Source organism: Acinetobacter thutiue (assembly GCF_030385805.1).
Taxonomy (GTDB): Bacteria; Pseudomonadota; Gammaproteobacteria; order Pseudomonadales; family Moraxellaceae; genus Acinetobacter; species Acinetobacter corruptisaponis.
Map to the genome: position 1 here is coordinate 166234 of NZ_JAUDZE010000004.1, position 17701 is coordinate 183934.

The window sequence follows — 17701 nt, forward strand, 5'->3', positions numbered from 1 at the left end:
AATAACATTTCTCAGTAAAATAAAAGCATACATTTACCAAATACCCCATACTCTTAAAGTAGTATTTTTATATGAAAATTGTCGTATTTAACAAACCTTTTGACGTGCTGTCACAGTTCCGTGAGGATGAAGCCCATCTCACGCTTTCCCATTTTATCCACGATCCTGATTTGCGTCTTGCAGGTCGCCTTGACCTTGATTCTGAAGGACTCATGTTCCTGACAGATCATGGCGGGTTAAACCAGTACATCACCAATCCAGCGAACAAGAAATACAAGACTTATCTGGCTCAGGTGGATGGTGATGTCACTGAGGAAGCGCTTGAACAGCTTCGTAAAGGTGTGGAACTGGCAGATGGCATGACCCTGCCTGCCAAGGCAATTAAGGTGGATCAACCAGAATGGTTATGGGATCGTGATCCACCTGTACGCTACCGTGCCAATATTCCGACCAGCTGGATTGAATTGCAGATTTGTGAAGGGCGTAACCGTCAGGTACGCCGTATGACAGCGGCGGTTGGCTTTCCAACTTTACGCCTGATTCGTACCAAAATTGGTGCCATTGATTTAGTGCGTCTGGGTTTGCAGCCAGGTGAACAAACAGATATTGAACCGCTGCTTTATCCAGATTTTAAAGACCTGCCTGAAGATAAGCCTTACCGTTCTCGTTCCTATGTAAAAAAACCAGGTGGTACTGGCGGCAAGCCAATGCAGCATAAAAAGAAAGAAATTGATAAAAAAGATGGTGACAAGAAAAAGTCAGGGACTAAACGTATCTGGCAAATGGATGAAAGTGAAAAACCGCGTCGCAAGACCAATGGTACAACACGTCCAAATACCAAAGCGCCTCGTGGCCGTAATCGTAATGGCCGTTAAGATTTAATATTTCTTAGGTTAGTCATTAAAGCCCACTTCAAAGCCCCATAAAAAAAGCTAGTACCAAGGCACTAGCTTTTTATCAATACCAACTCAAAGTAAGTATTTTAGATTTTTAAACAGTTGCAAGCGCTGCATTGAATGTTTCACTTGGACGCATCACCGCATTCACTTTTGCTGGATCAGCAGCATAGTAGCCGCCAATGTCAGCCGCTTTGCCCTGCACTTGAGAGAATTCATTCACAATCTTCTGTTCATTCTCAGCCAGTGCTTTCGCAAGTGGTGTGAACTGCGCCTTTAACTCAGCATCTTCATCCTGTGCAGCAAGCGCCTCAGCCCAGTACAACGCCAAATAGAAATGGCTGCCACGGTTATCCAGCTCACCAGTACGACGTGATGGAGACTTGTCATTATCCAGTAACTTGCCTGTTGCCTGATCTAAAGTCTTGGCAAGCAATTTTGCACGCGCATTATCTTCTTTAATACCAAGCTCTTCCAGAGAAACAGCCAGCGCAAGGAACTCACCCAGTGAATCCCAGCGTAAATGGTTTTCTTCCACCAACTGCTGAACGTGTTTTGGTGCTGAACCACCCGCACCTGTTTCGTACATACCGCCGCCAGCCATTAACGGAACGATAGACAACATCTTGGCAGAAGTACCCAGTTCCATAATTGGGAACAGGTCAGTCAGGTAATCACGCAGGATGTTACCTGTTACGGAAATCGTGTCTAAACCACGCGCCACACGCTCCAGCGTATAACGCATTGCACGCACCTGAGACATGATCTGGATATCCAGACCATCGGTATCATGCTCTTTCAGGTATTTTTCAACTTTCTTGATTAGTTCATTTTCGTGCGGACGGTATGGGTCAAGCCAGAAAATCGCTGGCATGCCAGAGTTACGCGCACGTGTCACCGCAAGTTTTACCCAGTCACGAATCGGCGCATCTTTGACCTGACACATACGCCAGATATCACCTTGCTCAACGTTCTGGGTCATTAACACTTCACCTGTATCAAGGTCAGTGATGTTGGCAATGCCCGCTTCTGGAATCTCAAAAGTCTTGTCGTGTGAACCGTATTCTTCCGCCTTTTGCGCCATCAATCCCACGTTTGGCACAGTCCCCATGGTTTTAGGGTCAAAGTTACCGTTCCACTTACAGAAATTGATCATTTCCTGATAGATACGTGCGAAAGTTGATTCTGGCATCACCGCTTTACAGTCGTAAGGCTTGCCGTCAGCACCCCACATTTTACCACCACCGCGAATCATTGCAGGCATGGACGCATCCACAATCACATCATTTGGAGAATGGAAGTTATCAATGCCTTTGGCAGAGTCAACCATTGCCAAGCGCGGACGATGTTCCTGACATGCATGTAAATCCTCAATGATTTCTTCACGAAGCGAGGTTGGCAAGGTCGCGATCTTTTCGTAAAGGCCTGCCATACCGTTATTGACGTTAATTCCCAACTCGTCAAATAACTTGCCATGTTTTTCAAATGCATCTTTATAGTAGATCTTGACACAGTGACCAAACACGATTGGATGCGACACTTTCATCATGGTCGCTTTTACGTGCAGTGAGAACAGGATGCCTGCTTCACGGCAGTCTTCCAGTTGCTTCTCATAGAATTCACACAGCGCTTTTTTACTCATGAACATTGAGTCGATGATTTCACCATCCTGCAACGCCACTTTTGGCTTCAAGACAATGGTTTCACCCGTTTTGGTGATCAATTCCATTTTCACGTTACGTGCATGATCCAGTGTCATCGACTTTTCACCATGATAGAAGTCGCCCTCTTCCATGTGTGAAACGTGGGTTTGTGACCACTGTTTCCATTCGCTCATTGAATGCGGATGCTTTCTGGCATAGTTCTTTACCGCAGCAGGCGCACGACGGTCAGAGTTCCCTTCACGCAATACTGGATTTACTGCTGAACCGAGACATTTACCATAGCGGTCTTTAATTGCCTTTTCTTCTTCAGTCACTGGATTCTCTGGATAATCAGGAATCGCATAGCCTTTTGACTGAAGCTCCTTGATGCATGCCACCAACTGGGCAACCGAAGCACTGATATTTGGAAGTTTGATGATGTTCGTATCTGGATCCTGCGTGAGACGTCCAAGCTCCGCAAGGTTATTGGTCACTTTCTGCTCGTCGCTTAGGTAGTCCGAAAATTCTGCGAGCACGCGCGCGGCTACAGAGATGTCGCTTTTAACGATCTCAATGCCAGCTGGCTTAGTAAAGGTCTCAATGATCGGCAGTAGAGAGTAGGTCGCCAGTAGTGGCGCCTCATCAGTCAGTGTGTAAATGATTTTTGACTTTCCACCAGCCATATATAGCCCCTTGTGTTAAATGTTAGTTGTGAAGAACCGAGCTTTTGGCCCAGTCTTTGAGAACCGATGTGCTTAAATAAAACCCTGAGAGTATCGGCCCTCATCGCATCTCAGTCAACGCAATATCGAGTGATAACGACATTTCGAAAAAAAATACTACAAAACTCTATAAAAGTTGCAGCTATGTTTAGCCACCTCACATGAAGTTTTGGCTTTTCAAACACAAAACCGTTTCAGCTTAAATGAGATCTTTAAATTTACCATTTCGCAAACAAATAAACATAATGCCTTAGTATGAGTACGACACTAACAAAGTTTAATGAACAACATATGACTTTGGTCATGGTAAAAACAATCTAGATGCCAAGCCCTCAACTTTAGCAATACGCCACCTTGCAAGATGAACAGCACACCTGTATTCAGACCATTTCTATGGTGCTACAGATATGCATTTTAAATAATCATAAAAAAAGCACTGATTCACAGTGCCTTTTTCATGGGGATTAAACTTTCAACCAACGATCAAGTTTATTCTGATCTTCAATTTTCAACTCAATGGTGGTTAGTGCGTTTTCTCCACCCGAAATTTCAAACCGCAACAGCTCATCACGGCGGAAAGCATAAACCGTAAACGTTCCCTGCTGTTTTGCATATTTCGCCAGAACCTTTTCCGATGCTTTAATACCATCAATCGCAAGGATCACATCATTGGCAGACAGTCCAGCTTTTGCAGCAGCACTGTCACGGCGGACTTGCTGAATCACCACACCCTCAGCCTTATCCACGACTTTTAAACCAAATGGCAGCGCCTTGTCATTTTTAAGGACATAATTTAAACCAAACTCAGGCAAAAGCTGATCCAGCGGCAACTCATCTGTGGTATTGATCAAGTGATTGATTTGCTCAACCCAGTTATCCCCTGTCAGCTCATGACATAACTCAAAAATGGTGCGTTCATTGACCTGTATACCCTTTTGGGTATTTTCATATAAACGACGCATCAAGACATCAAGGTTTGAACCACGCAAACGCAGCCCCAAGTCCAGACAAAGCGCCACCAGACTGCCTTTGTTGTAGTAACTGGTGCCTGCATTGTTTGAGTTTTCATCCTGACGATAGAACTTGATCCATGCATCAAAACTGGACTCTGAAACAGACTGGAGCAGACGTCCTGGATTCTGCAAATAGCGGTCAATCTGTGCCTTTAATAAATCCAGATAGGATTTCTGCGAAATCACCCCACTACGCAGCAAAATCAGGTCATCATAATAAGAAGTAAAACCTTCAAATATCCAGAGTAAGCTGGTGTAACCCTCTTTGTGCAAATCATAATGGGCAAAATTTTCAGGACGTATAAATTTCACCAGCCATGAATGGAAATATTCATGGCTACATAAACCCAGAAAACGTTGATAGTCTTTGGAAGGTTCCTGTGTTTCATTCTCTTTCGGCAAATCATCACGCGGGGTGATCAGGCTGGTACTATTGCAATGTTCCAGACCGCCATAACTATTGCCCGTTGCCATGGTCATAAAGGTATAGTTTTGAAATGGTGCTGAACCAAACAGATCAATTTCAGTACGGCATATTTTCTCAATATCGGTTTTTAAACGATCCAAATTGGTATTGTGCTTGCCTGAAATCACAAACTCATGCGGAGTGCCATTGGCTTCAAAGCTAAAACGGCTTTGTTCAGCCAGCTCAAATGGACTGTCAATCAGTTGGTCATAATTGTCTGCTTTTAAGGTGAAGCGTCCCTTGACCAGACTTTTACTTGGCAGTCCCGTGGCAATCTGGAAATGCTTGAGTTCATCAGGCAGGAAAATTTCAACCTCACAAGGTGATTGTTCCTGATCTTGCAGACCTAAACAGACACAGGCAGGATTGACATACAAACGGGTTTGATCAACATACGCCCCACGCACCGATAAATCATAGGCATAGACATCATACTCAACCGTAATCAATTCATGGTCGTTATTGAACAAACGCCAGCGGTTTTTCTCGGTTTTTTTAATGCTGAGTAAACGCCCTGCTTCATCAGAAGCCTGAACCGATTCAATATGTTTTGAGAACTCACGGATCAGGTAACTGCCTGGAATCCAGGTCGGCAACCATAGCTCCTGATTGGGATTGGCAAGGAAACGTAAGGTCACATGAATAAGGTGTTGGCGATAATCGTCGAACTCAATTTGATAGTGCAACATAGCTTTAGATCGTAAAAATAAGACTCACTTCACACAGCTTAGCATTTTTTTACAAAGTCATGCGTAGATGTCTTAATTGTCTGCAAAAGTTTGGGGGCTGTTGTCACTTTATCTATGGTTGCGACAGTGGACATTTTTTAGGCGATACAAGGCATGACTTGTGAAATTTAGTCATTCTAAATAAACAAGGCATAACGTAGTAGCGACAAAAATGTCCCTGTCCCAAAGGGTTGTGGCTAAAATTCCCTCATACTTCGTTATGAAACTTGGCAAGGGAATAGCCATTCCCTGCGTTTCACGCCTCGTCTGATGAAATTTTAGCCTACAACGCAATTCATATATAAAATGTCAACAGCCCCTAGATTCTTCAACAAAAAAGTCATAGCATGCTTTTTTCGCATTCCATGCCACTGGATCGGCAGCACAAGGTGTTTACGTGAAATTTATCCTCTCCCTGTTTACGTTGTTTAGCTTAATCTGTACCCATCTCACCCATGCCAATTTACTGAATATTGCACCTGAATCGGTGGAAGCGCAGGCATGGTCAATTATGGATGCCCAGTCAGGCCAGGTCATTGCTGAACATAATAGCCACGTACAACGTGCCCCAGCCTCATTGACTAAAATGATGGTGGCCTACATTACCCTCAAGGAAATTGAAGTTGGAAAATTGCGTAAGGAAGAGGTGCTGACAGCGACACCTGTGGTTAAAATGGTCATGTGGGATGAATCGCAAATGTACCTGAAAGAGGGTGAGCAGATTTCGGTTGATCAGTTACTTGCTGGCTTAATCGTCATGTCTGCCAATGATGCCGCTGTCACCCTTGCGGAAAAGATTTCAGGCAGTGTGCCTGAGTTTGTTGCCCGCATGAATCGGGAAGCACAGGCCTTGGGAATGAAAGATACCCATTTCAGCAATCCTGCTGGCATCACCATGACTGACCATTATTCAACTGCGGCAGATCTAGGCTTGCTGGCAAAGGCCATCGTCAAGCAAACACCTGAATATCTACATTATTCAAAAATGCCAAGCTTTAGCTATAACCAGCGTTTTCACCATGCCACCAATTTTGCATTAAAACTTGACCCTACCTCAGATGGTCTAAAAACAGGTTATACCAAGGCTGCTGGCTATAATCTGGCCTTGACTGCGGAACGTCCAACCTTTAATCCACACGTTGATAAACGTCGTTTGATCGTGGTTGTGTTAGGTACCCCGAGTGCGGTTAAACGCGCCGAAGTCGCGCACAAGCTGATGGACCTAGCCTATACCTATACCCGTGATGAGGAAGTCATTCCAAAGCAAAGACTGATTGCTGAACTGCCTGTGATTAAGTCCACCCTAAAAATGTTTAAGGTCGAAACCAAGCAACCGACTATTGTCACCACATCCTTATATGATCAGGCAACGCCAATTGACCTGAATAGTTTTGATTTATTGACCCAGCGCATCCATCTAGTTGATGCAAACCAGCAGGTCAGCACAGTTGAACCACTGCAAACCACCAATACCCATATCAACATTGAGTTGAATGAACAGCATTTGACTGCACCTTTAACCCAGGTCATGAATCTGGCAACCGTGTCGATCTACCAAAATAACCAGTTGATCCGTAGTTTACAGATTGAAAATGATGTACAGATTGAGGAAGCAAGTATTTTTCAAAAAGTCATGATCTGGTTTGCAAACCTGTTTTCGTTATTTTCAACACAGGATTCTTCCAAGACTGCCAAACTCTACCCACTAAATCAAGGTTAAAAACAGACTATTTTGCTCAAGATTTACCATACAGCCTTGTATGCAAGGATGGCATAATCCAGTCATCCTTTCACAAAAATAATGAGGCTCATCATGAGCAAAACCTTACATCATATCGTGATCGTGGGTGGTGGCGCAGGTGGTTTGGAACTTGCGACCCAACTGGGTGAACGTTTTGGCAGGAAAAAGAAAGCCAGAATTACGCTGGTTGACCAAAACCTCACCCACATCTGGAAACCCCTGCTCCACGAAATTGCCGCTGGCTCCCTCAATCCCCACGAAGAACAGACCAATTACTTTGCCCACGCGGAAAAGCATCATTTTGAGTTCGTGCTTGGCACCCTACTGGATGTCAACAAGGATCAAAAACAGATTACCATCTCACCTCCCCAGCTTTCCAAAGAACACACGCCACTGATTCAAAGCCTGAGTTACGATACCCTGGTGCTTGCGGTGGGTTCGGTATCGAATGATTTTGGTACTGAGGGTGTACGTGAATATTGCCATTTCCTTGACAGTCGCCAACAGGCGGATATTTTCCAGCAGGATTTATTCCACCTCTACATTGAAGCGCAAAACCATTCCACTGAACGTGCCCTAAACATCGGTATTGTGGGTGCGGGTGCCACAGGTGTGGAACTGGCGGCTGAACTGATCGAAACCACCAAAAACTTCTATCGTTATGGCTTAAAGAAGATTGATCCGAAACAGGTCAAAATCACATTGATCGAAGCATCTGACCGCATCCTGCCTGCACTGAATGAAAAAACCGCAGCACATAGTGCCAAGCAACTCAGGAAAATGGGCATTGAGATTCTGACCGAGCATAAGGTGCAAAAGGTTGATGACTCCAATGTCTACTTTAGCAATGGCGATGTGTTGCATTCCGATATTACTGTGTGGGCGGCAGGCGTAAAGGCACCCAAAGTTCTGGAGGCATTAACCGATTTTAAACGTGACAAGATCAATCGACTGATGGTTTATGCAACGCTGCAAACCTATTCTGATCCAAACGTGTTTGCCTTTGGTGACTGTGCCAACTGTCAGTTGGATGCTCGTCAGCCACCGCTTGGCCCACGCGCACAGGTTGCTAGCCAGCAGGCAACTTTCTTGGTGGATGCGATGGCGGCCCGTTTATCAGGCTCACCACAACCAATGTTCACCTTTAACGACAAGGGATCGCTGGTTTCATTGAGCCGTAATCAGGCGGTGGGTGAATTGCTTGGTGATGTCAGCGTACAGGGATTTATTGCCAAAACCATGTATGTTTCCCTGTACCGACTGCATCAGGCCAATATTCATGGCTACACCCAGGCTGGGGCACTCACCGTCAAAGATTTTCTGACTCGTCGTGTACGTCCAAAAATTAAGCTCTATTGAGTTGAAATTTTAAATTTCGCTCCTATTTATAACTAAATCGTTTCAAAAAGTGGAAAATAGTCAACAAAAGCTATTTTTCACTTTATGATATACAGTTAAAACTATTGATGACATGGATTCAAAACATGACTGCTATTGCAAATAACCACGTGGTTTCATTCCACTACACTTTAACAAACGCTGAGGGTGAAACACTTGATCAATCTCAAGGTGAACCACTTGCATATTTGCACGGTGCGGGCAACATCATTCCTGGTTTAGAAAATGCACTTACAGGTAAAACTGTAGGTGAGAAATTTACTGTAAATGTTCCAGCTGCTGAAGGTTATGGCGAATACAATCCAGACTTAGTTCAAGAAGTTCCAGCGCAAATGTTCCAGGGCGTGGACAACATACAGCCTGGCATGCAGTTTCAGGCACAAACTGATGATGGCGTTCAAATCGTAACTGTTAAGGCCATTGAAGGCGACAATGTGATCGTTGACGCAAACTTCCCACTTGCTGGTCAAGACCTGACTTTTGAAGTTGAAATCATTGAAATTCGTGATGCATCTCAAGAAGAGCTTGATCACGGCCACGTTCACGGTGCAGGTGGTCACCACCACTAATTCATTTTTAAATGAATTGATTAAGGCAAAGCTTCGGCTTTGCTTTTTTATTGCCTGATACTTTTATAAAATAGAAAAATCGCTTAACTTCAATGGGACTCTCTTCTCTTGATATTCTGCCTATGTCCCATGCCTATCAACTGATCTGGTTTCGTCAGGACCTTAGAATCCATGATCATGCTGCACTTTGGCATGCAATGCAGGCTGGTCAGTGTATGGCACTGGTGATTCTGTCACCTGAACAATGGCAACAACATGACGATGCCCCCATCAAGATCGAGTTTTATCTCCGCCAGCTACAACAATTAAAACAGCAGCTTGATACCCTTAACATCCCATTAATCATCCAGCATATTCCTCTATGGAAAGATGTGGCCAACTTTTTTACGGACCTTATCCAGCGCATAAATATCGGCAATGTCTATGCCAATATTGAACTGGGCGTAAATGAATTAAAGCGTGACCATGATGTACAGGAAGTATTAAACCAGCAGCAAAAAGAACTGCTCCTGTTTCATGACCGTACATTATTCCCGATCCGTTCCATTCGCAATCAGTCCAACCTGCCTTATCAGGTTTTTGGGGCATTCAAGAAAACCTGTTATCAGCGTTTACAACATGGATTGCCGCAGTGTTATCCATTGCCTGACGCTCAGCAACCGCTTGCAGAGGATTTTTCATTTTTTAACCCAGCCAACCTGACCACCCTACAACAAGCCTATGCCTCAACGCTTGAGCAAAACATGATTGATCATTGGCCTGTTGGAGAGACATACGCCTTAGATTTATTAGATGAGTTTGTAAGGGAAAGGTTGAGTAACTATAAACAAGCGCGAGACTTCCCTGCACAAGTTGGCACCAGTCAACTTTCAGCCTACCTGAATATTGGCATTCTCTCTATCCGCCAATGTATTCAGGCGCTGTTTAGGCAACAACATGGTGATTTTGTCATCCAGTCTGAAAGCCAGCAGGTGTGGCTGGATGAGCTGTTATGGCGTGAGTTTTATCAGCATATCCTGTTTGATTTTCCACAGGTTTCCAAACATCTTCCCTTTCAATCCGCAACACAGAATATCCCGTGGCGTGATGACCCAATTGCGCTGGAACAGTGGCAACAGGGAAACACAGGCATTCCAATTGTGGATGCAGGCATGCGTCAGTTACTGGCAACAGGCTGGATGCATAATCGGGTGCGGATGATCTGCGCCATGTTTTTAAGCAAAAACCTGCTCATCGACTGGCGTAAAGGTGAGCAATGGTTTATGCAGCATTTGGTTGATGGCGACTTGGCGGCAAACAATGGTGGCTGGCAATGGTGTGCCTCCACAGGCACTGATGCGGTTCCCTATTTTCGGGTATTCAACCCAATCAGCCAATCATTAAAGTTTGACCCGAACGGCGACTACATTCGTCAATGGGTACCTGAACTCACTGATCTGGATGCAAAAACCATACATGAACCTTATGCCAATGCCATGATTCAGAATCTGGACTACCCTATGCCAATCGTGGATTTAAAGACCAGCCGCACACGGGCAATTGAGGCCTTTAAGACATATTTATAATCATTTAAAGGCTACTGCCGAGACGGACCCGTTCTATTTCTTAACATATCAATATAGACAGAACAAACTGTATGTTACTGTTTATGCAATTAAATTCTAAAAATGAATAACATAAAACCTAACGAACCCATAATCCAATAATGTTACATTGGTCACAAAACAGATTTAATAAAACTATAAGCCCCATGCAAAAGAACCCTGCACCAGCACTCGTCTTATGGATTATTTTAGCCCAAGTATTCATGGGAATTGTTGCATACGAGTGGTTGCCAGCAACCTATCGTGGAAGCTGGATATTGTTACTGATTTTGCTGATTTCTGGTGCTTTTCTGAATATTGGAATGGCACTTATTCTGGGTTTGGTCGCGTTTGTGGGTATGGCTGTTTATTTCTCTTTTGATCTGGCCAATCAAACCTATATTGAAAGGCAGTTGCTACTTTTGTTTGTTATTCCCATTGCGCCAATCTTCCTGAGTGCGATACGCCATAATATCCAGAATGCGCTGAGAACCTATCGGGCAATCCAGAGCTACGACCGCAATTACCAGCATGATATTTTACCGCTTACGGCGCTCAACCATTTTCAGGTCGAACTGAGAAAACTGTTAAAGCTCACGCATAAAGACCACTATACAGTTTACACCACCCACATCAACAATGCCCTGCTGATCCGTGAGATGCTGGGTGAGGATGTCTGGAAAGAAACCCAGAACCAGATCATGGCCATTCTTTCCACCGACCACAACAACGTGATTTACCACTTTATCAATGAACAGTTGAGTGAAATCAGAAGTATTGTGATTCATGAGGCCAAACCTACGGGTGATCAGTCTCCCCCACAGTTTATACAGGAATTGCAGGCCCTCAGCGTACTCAAGCTACAGATTGAACACCATAAGGAATCTCTACCTCCAACTGTGGGGGTAACTTGATGTCAGTGATTGTCAATATTTGTGGAATGCTCATCGCAACCTCCAACTTTCCAGACACCACGCTGCAACAGTTTTACCAGCAGTATTACCACTGCAAGATTGAACGCAGTTATGATGAAACCTCGACACAGATCCAGCCTGCGCAGGCGGTTGCCCAGTTATTTCCACAGCCACCCACCTGGTGGCCTGTGTTCACTGCTGACCAGTTAAACTCCGAAAGCTTCAGGTTGCTGATCGACCAAGGCATCAAGCCAGGTGTGATTCTCCCCAATGAATATTTCAGTGTATTGGACTATTTCAGGATTAAAAAAGCGGTCAATGAGGGTGCCATTCCAGTTGCCATCTACCAGATGAAACATTCCAAATATTTTGCCGCAAAGGCCACTTTCTCCACCGCCCTGGGGTTAAGGCCACTTGCGGCAATCATCCAGACAGGTTGGGATGAAAACCTGATTTCCCAGCCTGCGGGAAGTTATATTGTCCAGAGTGATGAAGAGGGAGACCTGGACCTGCCCGCCCGTGCCATTCAGCACCACCAACACTATTTCTATAGCGCCACCACCGATGCGGTACAAAGTTCAGGCTATCAGGTCATCATTAATCCCCCGATAGATATGTCAGTAAACAATATTGAATATCCACACCTTGGAATTTCCTGGCGAATAAATGGCACCGATTATCAAAGTACCCCAGAACGGGTAAAGACCAATCCCTTTGGTTATTTCCTGATTGCCATGAGTACGGTGGTGATTCCACTGGACTATATTTTTTCAGCGCATTATCCAAGTTTACTCAGCACCTTTGGTAGTTCCATTTCATGGATTTCATTATTACTTGGTGGGTTCTTACTCTTCCTTCTAATCATTTCCATTATTCGTAGGAGAAGAATAAATGCCCGCGATTGACATTCTTTTCCTATTTGGTTTTTTAGGCATCTGGATTCCCCAGGCATTTTGGGCATGGCTTAGTTTTCAGGCATGGAAATACTCAAAAAATGCGGCAAAGGAACTGGAAAATATGCCTGTTCCTGATCAATGGCCTGTGTTAAGTGTCCTGATTCCCGCCTATAACGAGGGCGTGGTCATTGAAGACACCCTACATGCCATTGCCCAGCAGGACTATCCCGCACATGCCTATGAAGTGCTGCTGATCAATGATGGTTCAAAGGACAATACACTGGAAATTGCCGAACGCATGGCGGCCATTTATCCCTGCATCAAGATCGTCAATGTGCCCAAAGGTATGGGGGGCAAAGGCAAATCACGAACCTTAAACAATGGTTTGCCGCACGCAAAGGGTGAACTGATTGTGGTCTATGATGCTGACAGCACGCCAGAATCCAATTGCGTTCGGCTACTCGCCCAAACCCTGCTGGCAGATAAAAAACTGGTTGCAGTCAATGGCAAGGTCAGGACACGGAACTGGCGGGACAGCATCCTGACCCGCTTTATTGCGATTGAGTTTATTTTCTTCCAGTGGATTTTTCAGGGTGGCCGCTGGCAACGTTTTGAGCTTTCCACCCTGATGGGAACCAACTACGTCATTTGGCGTGATGCGCTGGAAACACTGGGCGGTTTTGACGAAAAATCGCTGGTGGATGACACTGAAATGAGCTTCAGGATTTTTCTGGGGCAAAAGCGGATTAAGTGGGTGCCCTATGCGGTGGGCTGGCAGCAGGACCCTCCCTCATTGAGCGTGTTCATCAAGCAGCGTTCACGCTGGACTCAGGGCAATTTTTATGTCACCAGCAAGTATCTGCCGATTGCACTGAGGAAACCATTTCCTATTGGTATCGAAATCTTTAACAACATTATGTGCTACGTCCTGTTCGTGCCCGCACTGATCTGGAGTCACATCACCTTAACCCTGGGTCTGCTTGGTATTGCGGGGATTAGCGTTGCAGGTCCATTTACCCTGCTTTGGGGAATGTCGTTCTGCCTATATGTGGCGCAAATGTGGTTCACGCTTTCACTGGAACGGGCCAAACCCCAGTTGTATTTCTTCTCGGTTTTATCCTATGTCACCTATTCCCAAATCTTCCTGTTTATTGTTTTTAAAGCGGCGTACGACATGCTGAAAAATAAGATTCAAGGCAACTCCCTGCAATGGTACAAAACTGAACGTAGCAAAGAGAGAAAATAAATGAAGAAAAATACCTTACGCCACCATATCCTCAGTATTCTTTTGGCAAGCACCACCCTCTCTTTGCCAGTGTTGAGCTCTGCGGATACATGGAACACATGGACCTTTGACAACATCAACACATCCAATAAATATACGATAGAGCCCCATTTCTTCTATGTTGGTAAAGGTTCGGAGTGGCAAAGCATCCGCTTTAGCAGTGAATACTCAACTGAGCACTTCACCACCTTGCTGGTCAAGTATGATGACAAGCTGATCTATAACACCACCCTGAATGGTGCGGGCGAGTTAAGTTTTAACATCCCCGCCAGCGAAAGTGGCTTCCACCGCCTGGACTTTATTTTACAGCAGTATTCACCACCGACATCACCCGCCGCTGACCGTACAACATTCTGTAGTGAGGATGTTGATCAGGTGACTTACTTAACCAATTCAAAAATGGATTATCTACGCCATCGACCTGTCTATAAGTTAAAAGACCTGCCCGATGCATTATTTAATCCGCAGATTGTACGCCCAACGCCTTTTGTAGGTGTGCTCAAGTTCAACTCAGCCAATATGGCTGAGGCCACCATGCTGGGTCGTTTGATCAACGCATGGACACCTGTAACACCAATTCGATGGTATGAACAGAGTGCACCTGCGGATCAGGCAGCCAACTTCTTTATTGAAATCAGCCGTTCCGCCACACCACTGCCAAACGGCACCTTGGTGGAAATCAGCGCGCAAAATGAAATTCCAACCCTGCGCATTCAATATGACCAGCCTGAAAAGCTCGCTTCCGCCATTAATGGTCTGCTCAATCCTGAGTATCTAAAACAGCTCGACACATCGGCCACATTTCTTCCTAATAAACTAGCTGCACCGAACTGGGCAAAACTAAAACAGATCAAAACCCTTGCAGACTTGGGTATTGAGGATTTCAGGCTCAATCAGGCGGACAAGAACCTGTTTCTAAACTTCCCAGCAGTTTGGCAACCCACTGATATTTTACAGGGCCAGATTGCCTTGCGGGTTCAAAGTGGCTTACTGGAGGGTTCCAATATCACCACCTGGATTGATGGTGGTCTTGCAGGCAGCCTGAAAACGGCGGAGTTGGAATCAGACCCAGTCAACCGACAGTTTAACTACTTTGCCAAAACCATTTCTGACAATACCACCTTTAGCATGAAGCTGGAAAACTCGGTGATTGTCAACTCCCAGTGTTTGCCTACCGCCAAAGGTTCTTTATGGATTGACACCAAGAAATCGACGGTGAAACTGCCGCATAAAATCAAGAATGGGGTGGCCTCCCTGTCCATGAGCTTTGCCACTCACCCGACCATTGCAATTGACGGCAATCCAGGCAGTCTGGAAATGGCGATCGCCATCAGTCAGGCTGCTAAAAAGATGCTGATGACCAATGACCCTGTTCCATTGAATCTGGTTAAATTTGACAATTCAAAACCAGAAGTCCTGAATATTCGGGTAAATCCGAATATCTACCGTCAACAGATTCTCATGCATCCCGACATTATTTATGCACCTGCGGCTGCACGTGGTTTTCTGGTCAATGTCCACAACCAGCGTTTCGATGTGATTACCGATTCGGTTGAAGGTGCGCAAAACTTCACCAGACTTTGGGACAAGGTTCAACCGAATATTCCGAATAATGTCAGTAAAATTCTAGTGGCAGAAAATGGGCAGATCTTTACGCTGCAAAAAATTATTATTGGCAACCAAAAAGCGCCTCTGGTACAGCAATCTTCTTTCTTTATACTGATCGTTATAATCTCTGCTATCATGATTGTGGCAATTTTGCTTTGGTACTGGCGCAAACGACCTCATGATCAGAAGAAGGCGGATTAGAACAACACTTATAATATTATCAGCCTTGTTGTTTTTAGGAGGTTGCATGCACCTGATGCAGTCAGAAGTGCAGCCTCCCCAGATTGAAGGTATTTTCTGGCAACCTGACTTGGCCAGCACCCCACCCTCAGGCAATTGGCACCTGCTGGGTGTTTCGACTTTTATCCCACAATGGTCAGTGGTGCAGTCAAAGGCATGGTTTGACCATGACACAGGTTTTAGCAAATGGGAAAGAAACATCAACCTGAAACAGCTCAGTCAGAACGCATGGGCACAACATATTATTCTCGGTTTGGCGGGTGAATATAATGAAAGAACAGCCCGTGCTGAGGTGTTACGTCTCGGCAAGGAATCGCAATCGATTATCAGCAAGGCCCAGCCCGTTCCCCTAAAAGGTTACTACTTTCCTGTTGAGGCCGACCCCACATGGTTAGGTGTACATCGACTTGCCCAGGCAATTGAAAGCCTGCCTAAACCAATGTGGATCAGTATTTATAGTGGAGAGACAACTCCTGAACATATAGATATGTGGCTTAAAAGCTGGCTGCCCAAAGATACAGGGGTGTTTTTTCAGGATGGTGTGGGCGTGGGTACACGCTCACCGCAACAGGCACGGGAAATACTGAATCAACTCCAGCAGGAATTTGGCAAAGACCACATCATTATTGTTTTGGAAGCCTTTCGCCCAACCTCAAAAGGGACCTTTCGCCCAGCCTATCCCTGGGAAATCATCCAGCAGTTGAAAGCTTATGAGGGCCAAAAAGTTTATATTTTTGATGGTCCCCATTATATGAACCGTTTTAACGTTTACAGTGTTGCATTGTGGTATCGCCTGCATTACGGCTCACCGCACTGAATAGATAAAGGCGAACACAGTTCGCCCCTAGGCCTTATATTTAATTTTCCTATGAGGATTGTGCAATCACATCCAGAATCCGTTGTGATGCCTGACCATCACCAAATGGATTCTCAACATTTGCCATCGCAGCATAATGAGCCTGATCTGAAAGCAATTTTTCTGATTCTACAATAATCCTGGCCTGATCTGTGCCCACCAAAATACCCGCTCCCACTTGCACCACCTCTGGTCGCTCAGTGGTGTCACGTAAGATCAACACAGGTTTATGGAATGATGGGCTTTCTTCCTGCAAACCACCAGAGTCCGTCAGGATAAACTCGGCACGGTCAATCACAGCCAGCAAACTTGGATAATCAAGTGGTTTCACCAGATGCACCTGAGCGTGATCGGCAAATTGGGCCTGCACTACATCGTGCACCGCTGGATTTAAATGCACAGGCCAAACAAAATGAACATCTGGATATTTTTTCGCCAAATGTTCCACCGCATTACAGATATTCTGAATGCCCTCACCAAAATTCTCCCGACGATGCGCCGTAATCAGCACTACTCGGGCATTGGCTGGAAAAGCTAAACCATGCTGTTGCAGATAATTGTGCTGTGTCGCTTGCTGTTGAATCAGTTCCCGCCCTAAATAGACGGCATCAACAACGGTATTTCCTGTTACGGTAATGGCATCATCAGCGATATGTTCTTCCAGCAAGTTCTTTCTGGATTGTGCTGTGGGTGCAAAATGCCATCGGGTAATTCTGGAAACCAGTTGACGATTTCCCTCCTCAGGGAATGGGTGGTCCAGATCAAAAGAACGCAGCCCCGCCTCGACATGCGCCACAGGAATTTTCATGGAAAATGCCACCAGCCCAGCGGCAAGCACGGTGGTGGTATCCCCCTGAATGATGATTGCATCACGCTGCTGACCATCAGTAAAGATATTTTCCAGTTGACCTAACCCTTGAATGAGTAACTGATTTAGGCTCTGTCCAGCATTCATCATTTTTAAACGTTGATCAATTTTGATATTGAAGAACTCAATCGCGTCACGCACCAGTTCATCGTGTTGCCCTGTAAAAATCACTTCAACATTAAAACGGTCATCCTGTTGCGCCAATAGAATCACTGGAGCAAGTTTGATCAGTTCTGGACGTGTACCAAAGACAATCGAAATCAGTTTTTTCATGC

The 17701-nt window shown here is 45.1% G+C and carries 13 protein-coding genes; 10 read left to right on the forward strand and 3 right to left on the reverse strand.

What is annotated here, in order from left to right:
• The first annotated feature begins 71 nt into the window (after positions 1-71).
• Complete coding sequence (locus QTA56_RS11075) at positions 72-875, forward strand: rRNA large subunit pseudouridine synthase E (protein WP_267981009.1); 804 nt, start codon at positions 72-74, stop codon at positions 873-875.
• A 115-nt stretch (positions 876-990) separates the two neighbouring features.
• Here the strand turns inward: QTA56_RS11075 and QTA56_RS11080 are convergent, their stop codons facing one another.
• Positions 991-3222, reverse strand: a complete 2232-nt coding sequence (locus QTA56_RS11080; RefSeq protein ID WP_267981010.1) for an NADP-dependent isocitrate dehydrogenase — start codon at positions 3220-3222, stop codon at positions 991-993.
• 503 nt (positions 3223-3725) lie between these two features.
• On the reverse strand, positions 3726-5429 hold the full coding sequence (locus tag QTA56_RS11085) for a M61 family metallopeptidase (RefSeq protein ID WP_267981011.1): 1704 nt from the start codon (positions 5427-5429) through the stop codon (positions 3726-3728).
• A 436-nt stretch (positions 5430-5865) separates the two neighbouring features.
• Here QTA56_RS11085 and QTA56_RS11090 point away from each other — a divergent pair, with 436 nt between their 5' ends.
• The 9 genes from QTA56_RS11090 (at position 5866) to QTA56_RS11130 (ending at position 16519) form a co-directional block, all read left to right on the forward strand.
• Complete coding sequence (locus QTA56_RS11090; protein WP_267981012.1) at positions 5866-7188, forward strand: D-alanyl-D-alanine carboxypeptidase PBP6B; 1323 nt, start codon at positions 5866-5868, stop codon at positions 7186-7188.
• Positions 7189-7281: 93 nt separating this feature from the next.
• A complete protein-coding gene (locus tag QTA56_RS11095; RefSeq protein WP_267981013.1) occupies positions 7282-8568 on the forward strand; it encodes an NAD(P)/FAD-dependent oxidoreductase in 1287 nt (428 codons plus the stop codon).
• 125 nt (positions 8569-8693) lie between these two features.
• Positions 8694-9176, forward strand: coding sequence for an FKBP-type peptidyl-prolyl cis-trans isomerase (locus QTA56_RS11100; RefSeq protein WP_267981014.1), 483 nt, complete (start codon positions 8694-8696; stop codon positions 9174-9176).
• Positions 9177-9298: 122 nt separating this feature from the next.
• Positions 9299-10741, forward strand: coding sequence for a cryptochrome/photolyase family protein (locus QTA56_RS11105; RefSeq protein ID WP_267981090.1), 1443 nt, complete (start codon positions 9299-9301; stop codon positions 10739-10741).
• Between the two features lie 185 nt (positions 10742-10926).
• Positions 10927-11673: a hypothetical protein gene (locus QTA56_RS11110; RefSeq protein ID WP_267981015.1), complete on the forward strand. Its 747-nt coding sequence runs from the start codon at positions 10927-10929 to the stop codon at positions 11671-11673.
• Entirely contained in the window at positions 11673-12578 is a 906-nt protein-coding gene (locus QTA56_RS11115) for a hypothetical protein (protein WP_267981016.1), read from the forward strand. The genes QTA56_RS11110 and QTA56_RS11115 overlap by 1 nt, the downstream gene beginning before the upstream one ends.
• Entirely contained in the window at positions 12565-13815 is a 1251-nt protein-coding gene (locus tag QTA56_RS11120; RefSeq protein ID WP_267981017.1) for a glycosyltransferase family 2 protein, read from the forward strand. The genes QTA56_RS11115 and QTA56_RS11120 overlap by 14 nt, the downstream gene beginning before the upstream one ends.
• Positions 13816-15663 carry a hypothetical protein gene (locus tag QTA56_RS11125; protein ID WP_267981018.1) on the forward strand — a complete coding sequence of 616 codons (1848 nt, stop codon included), beginning with the start codon at positions 13816-13818 and terminating at the stop codon, positions 15661-15663.
• Positions 15641-16519, forward strand: a complete 879-nt coding sequence (locus QTA56_RS11130) for an alpha-amylase family protein (RefSeq protein ID WP_267981019.1) — start codon at positions 15641-15643, stop codon at positions 16517-16519. The genes QTA56_RS11125 and QTA56_RS11130 overlap by 23 nt, the downstream gene beginning before the upstream one ends.
• A gap of 49 nt (positions 16520-16568) precedes the next feature.
• Here QTA56_RS11130 and wecB read toward each other — a convergent pair whose 3' ends face one another.
• Complete coding sequence (gene wecB, locus QTA56_RS11135; RefSeq protein ID WP_267981020.1) at positions 16569-17699, reverse strand: non-hydrolyzing UDP-N-acetylglucosamine 2-epimerase; 1131 nt, start codon at positions 17697-17699, stop codon at positions 16569-16571.
• Positions 17700-17701 lie beyond the last annotated feature (2 nt).

Coding starts and splice junctions, on each gene's coding strand:
- QTA56_RS11130 (WP_267981019.1), top strand. CDS start 15,641: ATGATCAGAAGAAGGCGGATTAGAACAACACTTATAATATTATCAGCC.
- QTA56_RS11115 (WP_267981016.1), top strand. CDS start 11,673: ATGTCAGTGATTGTCAATATTTGTGGAATGCTCATCGCAACCTCCAAC.
- QTA56_RS11100 (WP_267981014.1), top strand. CDS start 8,694: ATGACTGCTATTGCAAATAACCACGTGGTTTCATTCCACTACACTTTA.
- QTA56_RS11110 (WP_267981015.1), top strand. CDS start 10,927: ATGCAAAAGAACCCTGCACCAGCACTCGTCTTATGGATTATTTTAGCC.
- QTA56_RS11125 (WP_267981018.1), top strand. CDS start 13,816: ATGAAGAAAAATACCTTACGCCACCATATCCTCAGTATTCTTTTGGCA.
- QTA56_RS11095 (WP_267981013.1), top strand. CDS start 7,282: ATGAGCAAAACCTTACATCATATCGTGATCGTGGGTGGTGGCGCAGGT.
- QTA56_RS11105 (WP_267981090.1), top strand. CDS start 9,299: ATGTCCCATGCCTATCAACTGATCTGGTTTCGTCAGGACCTTAGAATC.
- QTA56_RS11120 (WP_267981017.1), top strand. CDS start 12,565: ATGCCCGCGATTGACATTCTTTTCCTATTTGGTTTTTTAGGCATCTGG.
- QTA56_RS11080 (WP_267981010.1), bottom strand. CDS start 3,222: ATGGCTGGTGGAAAGTCAAAAATCATTTACACACTGACTGATGAGGCG.
- QTA56_RS11075 (WP_267981009.1), top strand. CDS start 72: ATGAAAATTGTCGTATTTAACAAACCTTTTGACGTGCTGTCACAGTTC.
- wecB (WP_267981020.1), bottom strand. CDS start 17,699: ATGAAAAAACTGATTTCGATTGTCTTTGGTACACGTCCAGAACTGATC.
- QTA56_RS11085 (WP_267981011.1), bottom strand. CDS start 5,429: ATGTTGCACTATCAAATTGAGTTCGACGATTATCGCCAACACCTTATT.